The organism is Sulfurimonas sp. (assembly GCF_026196735.1).
GTDB lineage: Bacteria > Campylobacterota > Campylobacteria > Campylobacterales > Sulfurimonadaceae > Sulfurimonas.
This window is the reverse complement of the sequence record NZ_JAPHUF010000012.1, coordinates 403765-420638: the sequence shown is the minus strand read 5'-3', so window position 1 is coordinate 420638 and position 16874 is coordinate 403765. Positions and strand designations below refer to the sequence as shown.

The following is a 16874-nucleotide window of genomic DNA, read 5'->3' as shown; positions in this document are numbered from 1 at the left end:
TACTTTACTTATAGAATCTCTTATGGTAGTATTTAAAATCGCTATTGACGATTACTCACACAAAGAAAGTTTAACATGCAAAAAAACAGCATAAAGTCATCAGGCTTTTCTCTTGCAAAAGGTAAAGAGTTAGTCGGTGATGATTTTTACGACATCAAGACTATTGGCAACACAACAGTAGCCATAGTTTGTGATGGTGTTGGCAGTGCTGATAAAGGTGCCCAAGCTGCTAAAAGAGTCACTACTTACTTGATGAACAACTTTAAAATTCGTCCAAAAACATGGAGTGTTGAGAAGTCAATAAAAACTTTTGTTAAATCAATAAACGAGATTCTTTATCAAGAATCTATTGTCAACTACGAGAGAGCCGAACTTGTCACAACTCTTGCTATTGTAGTTATAGAGGGAAACAAACTCTATGGTGCAAATGTTGGAGACTCTAGAGTATATCTTCTTAGAGATAAGGTATTAAATCAGTTGTCTTTTGACCACTCAATGAATGAAGATGGCTATGAAGATGTCTTGACTCAAGCTGTTGGAATTCATAAAGATATAGAAATTTACTATTTTGAAAACATCATCCAAAAAAATGACAAGATTCTACTGTGCAGTGATGGTCTATACAATATTATGAGTGATAATTGCTTAGAGACAGATATCAACTTAGGAGCATCTACTCTAGTAAAAAAAGCAAGTAAGCTTATGGAAGACAAGCTTCCTGATGACACAACTGCTGTAGTTATCGAAGTACTAAAAGCAAATGAACTTGAAATACTTAAGCAGCAAAAAATAGAAATACCTCAGAGTTTAAAAAAAGACCAAATCATAGACGGCTACAGACTTGAGGCACCGCTTATTCAAAATGGCAGGACTTGGCTATGTTCTAAAAAAACAAAAAAATATGTTATTAAATTTGCTCCTGTTGAAGCGATAGATGATGAGACAATCTTAGATCTGTTCGTAAAAGAGGCTTGGAATGCTAAAAGACTCAAGGCAAAATTTTTCCCAAAAGCAGTAATACCAAAAAACAGAACTGCTCGTTACTATGTCATGCAGCTTTTTCATGGTGAAGATTTAGACAACTACTTATCTCATAAACAAATTACTATAGATGATGCGGTTGAATTAGCTTCAACACTTCTGGATATGTCACAGTTTTTACTTAGATATGATTTAGTGCATGGCGACATAAAACCACCAAACATAATGATTTCAAAAGACAATGATGAGAATTTAGAATTTAAAATCATAGATTTTGGGAGCATAACAGAAATATTTTCAACAAATACAAAGGCCGGAACTCCAAGTTTTTTATCTCCACAAAGATTTCAAGGTGAGTCCATAAGTGAATCAAGTGAAATATTCTCAATTGGGGTCACGCTCTATCTCTCTTTAACGGGCAAATACCCTTATAAAGAGATAGAACCATTTCAATCACCCTCATTTAAAGAGGCTAAAAAACCAAGCGTATACAATAAAAACATTCCCGCTTGGCTTGACAGCGTGATTCTTCGCGCAATCTCTATAGATAAAGAGCTTAGATACGAGCATTATTCTGAAATGAGTTATGAGCTAAAATCTCCACAAAATGTAAAACCGTTCTTTTGTAAAAACGCTACGCTTATAGAGCGTTCACCACTCACATTTTATAAAACTGCATTTATAATAATGACTCTGATAAACATACTATTGCTTTTATACATAAATTCTTAATTTTAAGTGTTAAAAACTTCAAGTTTGGAGTTTAATTCATTCGTCAAAGTATTGAGATGTTCGGCAGCTGCTGCTATCTCTTCAACATTTCTGGCATTTACCGCAGATATGCTGTTTATCTCTTCAATTTTTCCAACAATTATCTCTACATTTTTACCGGTTCTCTCAAAATCTTCTACAGTATGGTCGCTAGCTTTAACTGCCTCATTAACAATATCGACTGTAACATTAATTCTATCTTCAACGCCTTGCGCAATATTTACCAACTCCTGAACTTCTTCTGAATTAGCACTCATTCTTGAAGAAGCATCAATAATCGACTGAACAACAACACTAATAGTAGTGTTTATCTCTGCCAATGATTTTTGAGTTCTCTCAGCAAGTTTTCTTACCTCATCGGCAACAACAGCAAAACCTCTTCCGTGTTCACCTGCTCTTGCTGCTTCAATGGCTGCGTTTAATGCCAAAAGATTTGTCTGTTCAGCTATATCTTCTATAACAACCAAAATAGTTTTTACTTCACTTGCCTCACGAGACAGTGTCTGCATATTTTGAGAAAGTTCTACTTCAACTTTTACCGTCTCATGCACCTTTGATGTCAAAGTTATAATATCACCTCTTGCAGTTGCCAGGTTTTCATTTGCTTTGATTATCTCTTTTTTACTCTCTTGCGCCTCTGCTACTACATCTATAATTTCAGTTTTTATCTCTTGGGCTTGGCTGGTTGCCTCTCCTACTATCACTACAGAATTTTCAACATTATGCCCAACTCTATTTGCTGTCGTAGATAATTCATGAGATATTGAAGAATTCTCTTCAGAGAGTTTTTTTGTATTTTCTATCAGATTTTTTAAAGACACTATCAGAGTATTTAAATCTTTTGCCATCATGCCGACTTCATCACTTGAGTCTACATTTAGATTTTTACTTAAATCATTACTAGAAGATATATGCTGAATATAGTTTTGTATTTTAGAGATAGTTTTAGTAAATTGAGATGTAATAACATACCCAATAACCAATATAGAGATAAATAAAAGCACAAGAACAATAACTATAATCTTAATCAAGCTGCGCTCATGTTCAAGAGCCTGCTGCATTGACTCTTCTAAAAGATGCTCAATTATAGAAACTATCTCAGTTATCTCGGCATCCATTATTTGAAGTATCTCCTCAACCATTTTCGTATGCTTTTGTATCTTTTCATGTTCGGCACTTGAGAGATCATGTTCTAACTCTTTTAACAAGGCTTCAAACTCTTTTTGATGAGAATCAATCTTCTTAAAAATCTCTTCCATCTCTTGATATTTTGCTTTTATCTTAGGTTCACGCGAGTGCTTTACAGCAGCATCAATAGTCTTTAAAGCTTCTGCAATTTTTTTGTCAGTCTCTTTTTCTATCTCTTCTATCTTATGTTCAATATCAGAAAATTTTTCAGAATTTACATCTTTGGAGTAAAATAGCAACTCATAAGTCAACACCTCTTCTTTGAGTATGTCTTTTTCTAACTCCATCACCAAAGTATTTATCGGAACCTGATAGTCTGCAATCTCCTCCAACTCGGAACCTATCGAAGAAACACCATTGTATACTACCACTGATTGAATAGCCGTTACAGTCAATATTGTTAAAAAACTCAATTTTATTTTCGTTGCTAATGTCATATATTGCCTTGTTCTTTGATTATATATATTAATTATACTAAAGACTATTGTGTTATAAAATATTATTATACTAGTATGTTAAATTATAGTGGATAAAACACAGACAATGTTACCTGACGGAACATAAATCTATTGATATTGTCACCAAAACATATTTGTTATTGTATTGTTTTTATACTTCGCACAAATTACTCAGAAAATAGAAACTAAAACCGTCCATTGTATTAATGCTAATCAGCTATAATTCCATCAATGAAAAAAGAAGCCAATTTTAAAGTAAAATCAGACTACTCTCCTGCCGGGGACCAGCCACAAGCCATAAAAGCCTTGAGTGACTCCATACTAAAAGGCAATCGCTACCAAACACTTGAAGGTGTAACAGGCAGCGGTAAAACATACACTATGGCTAGTGTAATAGAAAAAGTCAAGATGCCAACCATCATCATGACGCACAATAAGACATTAGCTGCTCAGCTATATAGTGAGTTTAGACAATTTTTTCCAAATAATCATGTTGAGTATTTTGTCAGTTATTACGATTATTATCAACCTGAGGCTTATATACCCCGTCAAGATTTGTTTATAGAAAAAGACAGTGCCATCAATGATGAACTAGAGCGCATGAGGCTCTCTTCAACTGCTAATCTTCTCTCTTATGATGATGTTATAGTCATAGCTTCTGTATCTGCAAACTACGGTTTAGGTGACCCCCAGGAGTATCAAAATATGGTTCAGTCCATCGCTATTGGCGATGAGATATCTCAAAAAAAACTTCTGCTTCGTCTTGTAGAGATGGGCTACAGTAGAAACGATTCATATTTTGACAGTGGACATATTCGCGTAAATGGTGAAAGTATTGATGTTTATCCGCCATATTTTGAACAAGAAGCCATTCGCATTGAGTTCTTTGGTGATGAGATTGAAGCAATTTATACTTTTGATATCATTGACAATAAGCGACTTGAAGACCATAAACAGTTTACCATCTATGCAACATCACAGTTTAGCGTCGGACAGGAGAAGATGGCTATTGCAATAAAACGCATAGAAGAAGAGCTTGATGATAGACTTGCATACTTTCAAAAAGAGGGAAAACTTGTAGAGTACCAAAGACTAAAACAGAGAGTTGAATTTGACTTAGAGATGCTCCAAACTACCGGAATGTGCAAGGGAGTTGAAAACTACTCAAGACTACTGACAGACAAAAAACCAGGTGAAGCTCCCTTTACACTGCTTGATTACTTTGAAGTAAATCATAAAGATTATCTTGTAATTGTTGATGAGTCTCATGTTTCACTTCCGCAGTATCGAGGGATGTATGCAGGTGATAGAGCTAGAAAAGAGGTTCTTGTTGATTATGGATTTAGGCTTCCAAGTGCTTTGGATAACAGACCTTTAAAAGCAGAGGAGTACATAAACAAAGCTCCACACTATCTTTTTGTATCAGCGACACCAGCAGAGTATGAACTTGACATGTCTAGTGTTGTAGCAAAGCAAATTATCCGCCCGACAGGATTGCTTGACCCTGTCATAGAGATAAAAAGCTCAGATAATCAAGTTGAAGATATACATGATGAGATTAAAAAAATCACAGCTAAAGATGAGCGCGTACTCATAACAGTACTCACGAAAAAGATGGCAGAAGCACTTACAACATACTTGGCAGATTTAGGGATAAAAGTTCAGTATATGCACTCTGATATTGACACGATTGAGAGAAACCAGATTATTCGTTCTTTAAGACTTGGTGAGTTTGATGTACTTATAGGCATAAACCTGCTTCGTGAAGGTTTAGACCTTCCTGAAGTCTCTTTAGTCGCTATTTTAGATGCAGACAAAGAAGGATTTTTACGAAGTGAAACGGCACTCATTCAGACAATTGGCCGTGGAGCCAGAAATGAAAACGGCAGGGTTATTTTATATGCCAACAAAATAACAGGCTCAATGCAAAGAGCGATAGAGACAACTACTGCCAGAAGAGAGATTCAAGATGCTCATAACAAAAAGCACGGCATAACTCCAAAAACTACAAAACGCTCTCTTGATGAGAATCTAAAAGTTGAAGATTATGGTGATATTTACCAAAAACACAAAAAAATGGATAAAATGCCAGCATCAGAGAGAAAAGCGATGGTCAAAGAACTTTCTCTTAAAATGAAAGAAGCTGCTCGTGAATTAAACTTTGAAGAGGCAGCCAGACTTCGTGATGAAATAACAAAAATTAAAAAACTTTAGTACAAATTGCACTAGTGCAATGGGCTCTCTGCCGAAGACCTCGGTGCCCCTTGAGGGTAGAACCTAGCGTTAGCGTAGATAGCGGAATCAGCGTGCCCCCTTTGTGGGTATACTTCCGATATCGTACATATTAGATGAAGGTTTCCTTCATTTGATTAATCAAATTAAGGATAATTATGGAAGATACTTTTAGTAATTTAGAAACTTATGGATATATAGGACTTTTTCTCTACTCTCTTGGTGGTGGATTTATAGCTCTTATCGGTGCTGGCGTACTCTCTTTTATGGGCAAAATGGATTTGACTTTAGTTATAGTAATAGCCTTTATTGCAAATGCACTTGGTGATGTTTTGCTTTTTTATATGGCAAGATACCAAAAAGGTGTAATGATGAACGGGCTTCGTAAACATAGACGAAAACTTGCACTTGCACATGTAATGATGAAAAAAAACGGCTCTTGGATAATTTTAATACAAAAATTTGTTTATGGGATTAAAACTCTTATACCGATTGCTATCGGACTTACAAAATATGACTTTAAAAAGTTTGCTATTTTAAATGTACTTAGTTCAGCAGTTTGGGCTTTAGTATTTGGATTTGGAAGCTACTACTCTGGGGGTGCTTTGGTAAAAGCTGCTGAAGTTGTTGGCGACAAACCTTGGATAGCACCAATAATTCTTGTAGTTTTTGCTGGGGCTTTATGGCTTTATATGCACAAGGCAACAAAGAAAAAGTAAGCAAGCATACGAAGAATTTGTTAGATTTAAGTCATAGTAAAATTTAAAGAGTAATGTAATTTCAAGGCGCATAAGGAGGAAGTGCACTATTGTGCACCACGAGCGTAGCAACGCAGAAAATGCACAAATGATTTGTTAGATTTGCTGCAGTTTGTGCAAAATATCCAACTAAGGCTAGGCTATAAAGCCTGCCGTGTTGGTTTTTTGTGCAAAATGCTGTGAAGATGAAGTTTTAAGAGCCTACGATTGGTCCGTATGGGGAGAAGTCTTCATGCTCTCCATCTTGATATTTTTTATAGTTTTCAATAAACATCTCAGCCAATTCATCTCTAGTTTTATCAAACTCTTCTTTATCTTTCCAGGCATTACGAGGATTTAATATCTCTGGATTTATATTACCAAGAGTTTTTGGAACATGTAGTCTAAATGTTTTAGTAACATCAAACTCACTCTCTTTAATGCTTCCGTCTAAAATAGCATTAATACAAGCGCGAGTATCTTTGATGCTCATTCTATGCCCTACACCATAAGCTCCACCTGTCCAGCCAGTGTTAACAAGATAAACATTAACACCATGTTCATCGATTTTTTCGCCAAGAAGTTTTGCATAAACTGTTGGATGCAGTGGTAAAAACGCTTCACCAAAACAAGCACTAAATGTTGCAACAGGCTCAGTAATACCACGCTCTGTTCCGGCAACTTTAGCAGTATATCCACTTAAGAAGTAGTACATTGCCTGCTCTTTTGTAAGTTTTGAAACAGGAGGCAATACACCAAATGCATCAGCTGTTAAAAAGATGATGTTTTCAGGGTGGCCTGCACTTAAACTAGGTGCATGATTTTCAATATGCTCAATCGGGTAAGAAACACGGGTGTTCTCAGTTTTTGAACTATCCTCGTAATCCACTTCACCATCACCATACATCACAACATTTTCTAAAAGAGCATCAGTTCTAATAGCATTGTAAATTTCAGGTTCACTTTTGCCGTCAAGGTTGATTACTTTTGCGTAGCATCCACCCTCAAAGTTAAACACACCGTAATTATCCCAACCATGCTCATCATCACCGATTAAAGCACGATTAGGGTCGGTTGACAAAGTAGTTTTACCGGTTCCGCTTAGTCCAAAGAAAAGTGCCGTATCACCTCTTTTACCGACATTCGCAGAACAGTGCATAGGTAATTTATTCTCCAGTGGCAGCCAGTAGTTCATCATTGAAAAAATTCCTTTTTTCATCTCTCCACCATACCATGTACCACCAATAATAGCTATATTATTTTCTATATCAAACAGTACAAACACTTCAGAATTCATTCCGTGCTCTTTCCATTTGTCATTCACAGCTTTACAGGCATTTAAAACCGTAAAGTCTGATTTGAAAACTTCCAGCTCTGGCGGAGTAGGACGAATAAACATATTTTTAACAAAGTGAGACTGCCAAGCAATCTCAGAAACAAAACGAACTGATCTTTTTGAAGCGGCACTTGAACCACAAAATACATCTGTCACATAAAGATCTTTGTTTGATAGCTGCTCTTGGGCAACAACTAAAAGTTCATTAAAAATTTCAGAAGAAATTTTTTTGTTCACATCGCCCCAGGCAATGTGTTTATTTGATGGCTCACGGTCTACAAAATACTTATCTTTGGGACTACGGCCGGTAAAGATACCGGTGTCAACAGCTGTTGCACCTTTTTTTGTAAGAGCACATTCATCATTCTCAAGCTCATGCTGAATCAATTCGTCATAACTCAGATTATGATAAACATTACCAACATTTTTGAGACCTATTTCTTCTAACTCAGTTAAGTTCATAACTTACCTTTTGGGTACTTTTTAATTATTTCGAAATTATACACTTAATAAACCTAAATTAAAAGTAAATATATAGTCCTGATTGAAAAATTTAGAAACTTCTTTTATTGCTTAAAAAGAAAATTTAATTTAAGTATTTTTTGATAAAATTACGCCCTTGCTCGATTAACTCAGTGGTAGAGTGCTTCCATGACATGGAAGAAGTCATTGGTTCAAGTCCAATATTGAGCACCACTACATAATAAACCGACTTACGCTGTATTAAGCAGTTTGAACCTACTGTCTTTTTACTTATTATCATTTATATATAACTACATGTAGAATAACTTCAATTTCACAATAATTCCACAAAACTTGACTATAATACATACACTATTTTAATACTATGAAAGATACATATGACAAAATTTTTAACCCTGTATTTATATGTTTTTGTTTTTTTATTGAGCGCCAAGGAATTAACACTTGATGAGTGTATTGACAAAACACTCAAAAATCATCCAGATATAAAAAACTTGACTCTAAATGTTGAACAAAGCGGACATCTTGTGGATATAGCAAAAGCTGATTATTTGCCGCAGATTAATATCGGTGCGCAGTACAATCCTATCAACACATTTGTTATGCCGCAAAACGGTCAATTTAAAACAATAGAAGATGACAATTGGCAATTTGATGCAAAAATAAATCAAAAAATATATGATTTTTCACGAACCACATCAAATATAAAAGCTTCTAAAAAAAATGAAAACATTGCCAACATCTCTTTAGACGATGCAAAAGCTCTTCTTATTTACAATGTAAAAAATCTATATAATTTAGCACTCTTTCAAACCAATGCACTAAAAGCAAGACAAAAAGATCTGCAGACAAAAAACGAGCTTTACAAACAGGCACAAGCTCTTGTTAAAGAGGGTCTAAAAACCGAGGCAGACGCAACAAGCATACTAAGTGCAATGTATATTGCTGAGGATACTCTGGCTATAACAAAAGCTGACCTAAACAAAGCGCTTTCTACACTCTCTTTATATATGGGAGAAAAAGTAGACTTTGAAACAAAGCTCGTTGACAACACTGCATTGCAAAACAATCAAGCTCTGCAAAATGAAGATTTACTTTTTCAAGATATCTTAGAAAAAAACTTTACGCTAAAGAGTTCTAAAGAAGAGATAGAGAGAAACGACCTTATATACAGTGCAACAAAAGCTCAAAACTACGGTTCAATAGACGCAGTTGCATCATACACACATCAGGATTCCATAAATGAGTACGATACCTCATTGGTCGGTATCAGTATCAATATTCCTATTTACAGCGGCGGAAGGATTAGTGCGCAAACACAAGAAGCACTTATATCAAAAAAACAGGCAAAAGAGTCATATAACTCAAAAAAACTCTTAATCCAAGAAGAACTTGAAAATTTAATAATTGATTTTGATAGATACAAGCACACTATTAAAGCAAAAAAAGCTTTGATAGAGTCTTCAATGCTAACAAAAGAGATAGTCCAAGCAAGATACAAAGAAGGGCTCTCAACATACATAGAAATACTTGACGCAACTTCAACAAATCTCTATGCAGAATTGGGCTTGTTAGAAGCCAAATTCGCGGTTATTAAAATCATCAATAGACTAGACTATTTACAAGGACAAACTAAATGAGCAAATTGCTAAAATATACAATTATAACACTTCTTATCATTTTAGGCGGAGCTATTTTTTACAACAAAGTTTATGTTGTAAAATCAACTTTTGCAACTACTAAACCTGTTACCGGAGACTTAAATGTAACAATACGCGGTATTGGAAATGTCGATGCAAAAAATATATATAACATTACAGCGCAAAGCGGCGGAAAGATACAAAACATATACTTTGACGAGGGAATGTGGGTAAAAAAAGGAGAACTTCTTATCAGCATAGACCCGGTTGAATTACCAATGCTTCACGATGAGGCAAAACTTGCTTTACAAAGGGCAGAACATGAAGTTGATGCTGCAAAAAGCACTTTAGAGAGTCTCGAAGCTCAAAAAGTGCTTCTGTTGGCAACTTACGAGCGTTACAAAAAGCTTATGGAGCAGAAGTTTGCAACTCAAGCAGAGTACGATAAGGCAAAAAGCGATCTTCAAAACATCAATGCACAGATAAATGCCGCTAACTCGCAGATAGCTTCTGCATCATCAGAAAAATCACGCCTTAAAAAGAGTATAGAAGCAATAGCAACCAAAATACAAAGACTTAAAATCTACTCTCCTGTAGACGGATATATTATTGCAAAAGAGGCCCAAGCTGCACAATATGTTCTACCTTCAACTACAATCTTTAAAATTGTAGACCCAAAAACATTATGGGTAAAAGTAAATATTGATGAGCGCTTATCAGACAAAGTTAAACTGATGCAAAAAGCCTCAATAAAACTTAGGTCTCAGCCTAATACAGCATTAACCGGAACTATTCAAAGAGTAGTAGCCATAAGTAATGCCGTAACGCTTGAAAGAGAAGTAGCTGTCGGTTTTGATGTCGTTCCTACTCCGTTTTACATAAATGAGCAGGCAGAAGTTTCAATTAAAGTAGCCAAATATGAAAATGTTTTGAAAATTCCTCTTAAGTTAATTGTTACAAGAAATGGCAAAAAAGGTGTTTGGGTGGCAAATGGTACAACTGCCAATTTTAAACCAATATCTATTTTAGCAAAAAGTGATAATGAAGCCGCCGTTTCATCAGGGATCAACGCCGACAGTGAACTGCTTTTGTATACAAGCAGCAACAAACCGCTCCGCGATGGAATGAAGATATATAGATGATAAATTTAGCTGCAAGGGATATTGAGCACACTCTTGGCAAGTTTATTGTTACTGCCATGGGTGTCGGAATGTTACTTGGAATTGTTCTTATTATGATTGGTGTTTATCGTGGCATGGTCGCTGAAGCGGAGATATTACTCAACGATATCAATGCTGATTTATGGATTGTCCAAGAAAATACAATGGGACCTTTTGCGGAATCTTCCAGAGTTCATGAAGATCTTAAAAATATTATCTTCGTTGTAGACGGCATAGATAAAAGTGAAGCTATGACTTTTCAAAACATTCAGCTTCCTCATGAAATCAAGCCTGTTCGTGTTTTTGCAGTCGGATATGATGTTTATGGAACAATCAATCCAATAAACAAGGACAGATTGATAGCTGGGCGTGTGCTAAAAACTAATCACTATGAGATTGTAGTAACTGACAAGACCGGCTTTAAACTCGAAGATAAAATCAAACTTGGAAGAAATTTTTATACAGTTGTCGGTATCACGCGTAACACCGTATCATCAGGTGGAGACCCATTGGTATACATCAGCTTAAAAGATGCTCAGGAGCTGCAATTTTTGTACTCAAACAAAGAGATTCATAACAACGAAGCCAGAGGAGTAAAAAACTCTGAATCATTGATGGTAAACACTGTTCTTGCAACGATTAAAGATGGATATGATGTAAATGAAGTGGCACAGAGTATAAGAAAATGGCAACATAAAAATGTATATACGGCGCAGCAGCAAAAAGATATATTGACAAAAAACCTGATAGAAAAATCTTCAAAGCAGATAGGACTTTTTACAGCTATACTCGTTGTTGTTTCAACGATTATTATCGCACTTATCATATATACGATGACTCTAGAGAAAATGAAAGAGATAGCCATTATGAAACTTATGGGCCTGCCAAACAGCTTGATTATAAATATGATTATTAAAGAGACTCTGCTGCTTGGTATTTTCGCTTTTATTTTTGGAAATATATTTTCACATTTCACTTACGATAAGTTCCCAAAATTAGTTGTATTAGAAATTCCTGATGCGTGGACACTTTTTGGCGTAATTATTGTTGCTTCTATATTGGCCTCTTTTGTAGGTGTAAAAAAAGTAATAAGTGCAGATCCTGCACAAGCAATCGGAGGATAAATGAATCAACAAATCGCCATTAAAGTCAAAAACTTAGTCAAAAATTTTGGAAAAGATGAAAACCTTGTTAAGGTTATTGAAAATGCCTCATTTGAAATAAAAAAAGGCGAAGTTGTTGCACTCATTGCGCCAAGCGGTGCAGGAAAAACAACTCTTTTGATGATGATAGGCTGTGTAATAGAGCCGACAAGCGGAGAAATTTGGCTTGGAGAAGACATGGTCTACAAAGACAAATGGATGGCAAAAGATACTCGTCGCATTCGAAGAGAGAAGATTGGTTTTATATTTCAAGCGCACTATCTAATACCATTTTTAAATGTTTTAGAAAACATAACACTTCTTCCTCAAGCAAATAAAGTAAGTGAAAAAGATGCTCAAAAGAAGGCCATGGAGCTTTTAAAATACCTCGAAATAGACGACAAAGCATACAACATGTCATCACAACTATCAGGAGGACAAAACCAAAGAGTTGCGATTGCACGCGCACTTGCAAACAATCCTGAGATAATCCTTGCAGATGAGCCAACGGCTGCATTAGACGGTGAGAGAGCTGTTAGTGTTATAAAAATGCTTAAAAAGATTGCATCCGAGCAAAATGTTGCAATCATCACAGTTACGCATGATGAAAGAATCCTTCCATACTGTGACAGAATAATGAAAATACAAAACAGAGGCATAGTTTTTCATGATTCAGATGAGAAACAAATATTGTAATTTCATTTCACAAATATTTCACAGATTATCATCATAATAGAGAAAATAAAAATAAGGATTTACCGATGAAAAAAATTTTACTACTCTCAGTGTTGGCAGCGAGTATCTGTTTTGCAGAGGACAGCTTTGCAGAACATGAAGCAAAAATGCAACAGATACAAGAGCGCTCTATGAATCAAAATAATCAAGGCTCCGGTGAAAAAAAACAAAACAGGTACAGAAAAGGAAATGAGAATGCAGGAAGTTCAGGTCCCCAAGACGGAACAGGAAATCAATATAAAGGCTCTAAAGGCGGCGGAGGCGGTCGTAGATAACTAACTACAAGCAAAAATCGTTCTCAAAAGTAAGAATTCACGATTTTTTCACATTTATTACATATACTTTTTTATCTTTAGTAAAAAAGGAGACAAAATGGATGTAGGTTCATATAGCTCAATGCAGCAAATGCAGATGAGAAAAATGGATGGTTCTGGCGGAGGTCAGGGTCAAGGCGGTATGAGAGATATCATGCAGAGTTTATCTACCCAAGATAGAGATACCATGAAAGAAAGTCTTAGCTCTATGAGTGAAGAAGAGAGAATGGCGGCAGTTACCCAAATGAAAGAGGTAGATGCTTCTGCTATGAGTGCTGAAGAATACACTCAAACACTTCTTGATATTTTGACTAAGGCTGATGTCAATGAAGCAGAAACTGAAGGTTTTTTAGTATATGCATAATAGTTTTTTAGGTATAATTTTTTATGAAAATTTTATACTTAGAAGATGACATAGATTTATCAGAAACGGTTGAAGAGTTTCTGATAGATGAAGGCTTTGACATTGTTGCTGTTTATGATGGAAATGAAGCCTTAGAAACTATTTTTAAACAGAATTTTGATATGTTTTTACTTGATGTAAATGTTCCACAGATTAACGGATTTGCTTTGCTAAAAGAGCTAAGAGAGGCCGGCATATCAACTCCTGCTATTTTCACAACTTCACTCAACAGTATTGATGATTTATCTCAAGGTTATACATCCGGTGCTGATGATTATATAAAAAAACCTTTTGCTTTAAAGGAGTTGCTGTTTCGCATAAAAGCACTTTTAAAAAGAGAATTTAAATCGCAAGATGCTCTTGTTCTTGTAACTAAAGATATATATTTTGATACTCAAACAACTAAACTTATAGTTGATAACGAAAAAATATTGCTAAATCCAAAAGAAGTTCTACTTTTAAAATTACTTTTAAAACATAAAAATGAGTGTGTATCATTTGAAGATATTTACCAAAATGTCTGGTCATTTGATAAGCCCCACAGTGAAATGAGTTTAAGAACATACATAAAAAACTTGCGTAAACATTTAGGAAAAGAAAATATACTAAGTATAAAAAAAGTAGGTTATAAACTTGTATAAGAGCGAAAAACAAACTATAATTTATGTGCTTGCTCTTTACTTAAGCTCTACCCTGCTTTTGATTGCAACACTTTTTACCAGTTACTATTTTTACAAACAAGAGCAGCTCACACACAGTGAAAAAGAGCTTCTAAAAGAGTACAGCTTGACACTTGAGGATAAACTTTTATCTGTTCATGAAAGCAGTGATGAAAAATATGAATATCCAAGATTTAAAGATTTCAACAGTGCTATTTACGATATAGATAAAAACTTGATTTTTTCAACACTTAAAACACAAGTAACAGATTTGGATAAAGAATTTTTCTTTATTGGTTCCAATTCATATTATATATCTTCACTTCAACCTTACTATCTTGGTGCTGCATACACAGTGATAGAGAAAAAAACCACCCCTATGAATATTTTAAATGAGTTAGTCACTCTTGCAATAGTAGTAATAATTATTACTATAATTACTTCTTTTTTCTTAGTAAAACTTGTGTTAAAACCATTAAGAGACAATCTACGGCTTCTGGATAACTTCATCAAAGACACAACGCATGAGTTAAATACTCCAATTACAACAATTCTTGCCAATATTGAGACACTCGATCCACAAAACTGTGATGAAAAATCCATGAAAAAACTCCAAAGAATAAAAACGGCTTCTACTACCGTCTCAAACTTGTATCAGGACTTGGTTTACCTTCTGCTAAACCATCAAGTCTCATCTCAAAACGAAGAGCTGAATTTATCTGACATGTTAAATCAAAGAATACACTATTTTACGCATATGGCAAATATTAAAAAACTAAACATACATGCAGAGATAGAAGAAAATGTATATTTCAATGCAGACAAGCAAAAAATAGAGCGTTTGATTGACAATATACTCTCTAATGCCATTAAATATACAGATAAAGAGACTAATATAAATATCACTTTAACCTCAACATTACTAAGTGTTTCTGATGAAGGCAAAGGGATGAGCGAGGATGAAATAAATAAAATTTTTGAGAGATATCGCAGGTTCGATAAAACTCAAGGCGGATTTGGAATCGGCTATGACATCATCAAATCTATTATAGATGAGTATGATATAAAAATTGATATTAAATCCGTTATCAACAAAGGTACAAAGGTTATATTGACATGGTAAGAACAACTATATTTATAATTTTATTTTCGTCTATTTTGGGTGCATCTTCATTTGAGCAAAACTGTTTAAATTGTCACGGAGATGATTTTAAATTTAATATGATGATGAAAAAATATACTCTAAAATACAGCAGCGAAAAAAAAATCAAAAAAGCGATATTTGAGTATCTCAAAAACCCTACATTTGAAAAATCAATTCTGCCTGTCGGATATCTAAATAGGTTTGGCATAAAAGAAAAAACAAGCTTGGATGACAAGCTGTTAAAAGAGATGATTGATGTCTACTACGATAAGTTCAATATGAACTCTAAGCTTTACTGATTAAGCCCTAGTAGCATTTATCGCTCTTGCACAAGTTACCGCGCTGCTAAATGCCCACTGAAAATTGTATCCGCCAAGCTCGCCTGTCACATCTATGACCTCGCCTATAAAGTGTAAGTTTTCTACATGTAAAGACTCAAATGTCGCAAAGTTTAACTCATCGCTGAGTACACCGCCACGGCATACTTCAGCTTTAGTAAAACCAAAATTACCTGCCGGAGCGAACTCATAGTTATGAATCTTTTGTAAGTTTTTCTTAGACTCTTGGCTTAGTTTTTTACACTCTACATCTTCTACATGTAGAGCTTTTAATATCTCGCGTGATAGTCTTTTTGGCAGAGGGATAACAGAACTAACCATTTTTTTACTTCCATTGATAAGCTCTAAAATACTCTTACTTGGCAAAAAATCAATAGCTATATTTCCTTTCTTCCAGTAAAGTGATGCTGAAAGAACAGCCGGTCCGCTTATGCCCTTATGTGCAAAAAGCATCTCTTCTTTTAAAATCTTATCTTCTACTTTTATATTTACATAACAGCTAAGACCGCTGAGCTCTTTCATCCAAAACTGATCTTTTTGAACAGTCAGACCGACAAGTGCCGGAGTAAAATCTTTAACTTTGATATCAAAGTCTTTTGCAATCTCCAGACCGATATCACTTGCACCAAGATTGGCAAAACTTTTACCGCCGGTTGCCACAATAAGTCTTTTTGTTTTTAAAACTCCACTCGATGTTTTTACTTCAAAGATGTCATTTTTTTTACTTACATGTAATATATCTCTATTTAAAAGCATATCTACATGTAGAGTCTGTTTTTTTAAAATATTTATAATCTCATCAGATGAATCTCTGCAGAAGTAGTAACGATTTTTGCGGATAACAGGCTCTACGCCGTTTACATGTAAATACTCAAGTAAATCATCTTTAGAAAAATCATTTAAAGTATAAGATATAAATTCCCCATTGCCGTCATAGTTCTCTTGGCTTACATGTACATTTGTGATATTGCACTTTCCTCCACCGGAAATCTTGAGCTTTTGTGCAACTTTAGAGTTTACATCTACGAGCGCTGCAGTGAATTTTTTATCAAGGTGCGAGGCACACATCAAACCACTTGCCCCGGCACCCAAGATAATTACATCATATATTTTCATCTCGACATTATAGTATAATACGAAAAATATTTATAAA

At 34.9% G+C, this 16874-nt stretch carries 15 protein-coding genes and 1 tRNA gene; 13 read left to right on the top strand and 3 right to left on the bottom strand.

Translation table 11 applies throughout. From position 1 onward, the window contains the following. Positions 1 to 75 precede the first annotated feature (75 nt). A complete protein-coding gene (locus OQK60_RS08390; protein ID WP_297685980.1) occupies positions 76 to 1713 on the top strand; it encodes a protein phosphatase 2C domain-containing protein in 1638 nt (545 codons plus the stop codon). 2 nt (positions 1714 to 1715) lie between these two features. On the opposite strand, the gene OQK60_RS08385 is transcribed toward OQK60_RS08390, so the two are convergent. Next, positions 1716 to 3377, bottom strand: a complete 1662-nt coding sequence (locus OQK60_RS08385) for a methyl-accepting chemotaxis protein (RefSeq protein WP_297685977.1) — start codon at positions 3375 to 3377, stop codon at positions 1716 to 1718. A 252-nt stretch (positions 3378 to 3629) separates the two neighbouring features. Between OQK60_RS08385 and uvrB the strand changes: the two genes are divergently transcribed. Together uvrB and OQK60_RS08375 are read left to right on the top strand one after the other, a co-directional pair. Further along, a complete protein-coding gene (gene uvrB / locus OQK60_RS08380) occupies positions 3630 to 5612 on the top strand; it encodes an excinuclease ABC subunit UvrB (protein WP_297685976.1) in 1983 nt (660 codons plus the stop codon). A 176-nt stretch (positions 5613 to 5788) separates the two neighbouring features. Next, positions 5789 to 6349 (top strand): DedA family protein, encoded by a 561-nt coding sequence (locus OQK60_RS08375; RefSeq protein ID WP_297685974.1) that lies wholly within the window; start codon positions 5789 to 5791, stop codon positions 6347 to 6349. Between the two features lie 232 nt (positions 6350 to 6581). Here the strand turns inward: OQK60_RS08375 and pckA are convergent, their stop codons facing one another. Continuing rightward, entirely contained in the window at positions 6582 to 8165 is a 1584-nt protein-coding gene (gene pckA, locus OQK60_RS08370) for a phosphoenolpyruvate carboxykinase (ATP) (protein WP_297685971.1), read from the bottom strand. A 159-nt stretch (positions 8166 to 8324) separates the two neighbouring features. On the opposite strand from pckA, the gene OQK60_RS08365 reads away from it, so the two are divergent. The 10 genes from OQK60_RS08365 (at position 8325) to OQK60_RS08320 (ending at position 15682) form a co-directional block, all read left to right on the top strand. Further along, positions 8325 to 8399 (top strand) — tRNA-Val (locus OQK60_RS08365). A 164-nt stretch (positions 8400 to 8563) separates the two neighbouring features. Further along, a complete protein-coding gene (locus OQK60_RS08360; RefSeq protein WP_297685969.1) occupies positions 8564 to 9826 on the top strand; it encodes a TolC family protein in 1263 nt (420 codons plus the stop codon). Continuing rightward, a complete protein-coding gene (locus OQK60_RS08355; protein ID WP_297685968.1) occupies positions 9823 to 10968 on the top strand; it encodes an efflux RND transporter periplasmic adaptor subunit in 1146 nt (381 codons plus the stop codon). Before OQK60_RS08360 ends, OQK60_RS08355 begins: the two co-directional genes overlap by 4 nt. Continuing rightward, a complete protein-coding gene (locus OQK60_RS08350; RefSeq protein ID WP_297685966.1) occupies positions 10965 to 12110 on the top strand; it encodes an ABC transporter permease in 1146 nt (381 codons plus the stop codon). Before OQK60_RS08355 ends, OQK60_RS08350 begins: the two co-directional genes overlap by 4 nt. After that, the gene (locus tag OQK60_RS08345; RefSeq protein WP_297685964.1) at positions 12111 to 12824 is read left to right on the top strand and encodes an ABC transporter ATP-binding protein; all 714 of its coding nucleotides are present in this window, start codon (positions 12111 to 12113) and stop codon (positions 12822 to 12824) included. It begins immediately after the preceding gene. 65 nt (positions 12825 to 12889) lie between these two features. Continuing rightward, the gene (locus OQK60_RS08340) at positions 12890 to 13138 is read left to right on the top strand and encodes a hypothetical protein (protein WP_297685962.1); all 249 of its coding nucleotides are present in this window, start codon (positions 12890 to 12892) and stop codon (positions 13136 to 13138) included. 97 nt (positions 13139 to 13235) lie between these two features. Further along, positions 13236 to 13541, top strand: coding sequence for a hypothetical protein (locus tag OQK60_RS08335; RefSeq protein WP_297685960.1), 306 nt, complete (start codon positions 13236 to 13238; stop codon positions 13539 to 13541). A 23-nt stretch (positions 13542 to 13564) separates the two neighbouring features. Continuing rightward, positions 13565 to 14221, top strand: a complete 657-nt coding sequence (locus OQK60_RS08330) for a response regulator transcription factor (RefSeq protein ID WP_297685958.1) — start codon at positions 13565 to 13567, stop codon at positions 14219 to 14221. Next, on the top strand, positions 14214 to 15362 hold the full coding sequence (locus OQK60_RS08325) for a HAMP domain-containing sensor histidine kinase (RefSeq protein WP_297685957.1): 1149 nt from the start codon (positions 14214 to 14216) through the stop codon (positions 15360 to 15362). Before OQK60_RS08330 ends, OQK60_RS08325 begins: the two co-directional genes overlap by 8 nt. Next, on the top strand, positions 15356 to 15682 hold the full coding sequence (locus OQK60_RS08320) for a hypothetical protein (RefSeq protein WP_297685955.1): 327 nt from the start codon (positions 15356 to 15358) through the stop codon (positions 15680 to 15682). Before OQK60_RS08325 ends, OQK60_RS08320 begins: the two co-directional genes overlap by 7 nt. Here the strand turns inward: OQK60_RS08320 and OQK60_RS08315 are convergent, their stop codons facing one another. Further along, complete coding sequence (locus OQK60_RS08315; RefSeq protein WP_297685953.1) at positions 15683 to 16837, bottom strand: aminoacetone oxidase family FAD-binding enzyme; 1155 nt, start codon at positions 16835 to 16837, stop codon at positions 15683 to 15685. It abuts the gene before it with no gap. Positions 16838 to 16874: the final 37 nt, after the last annotated feature.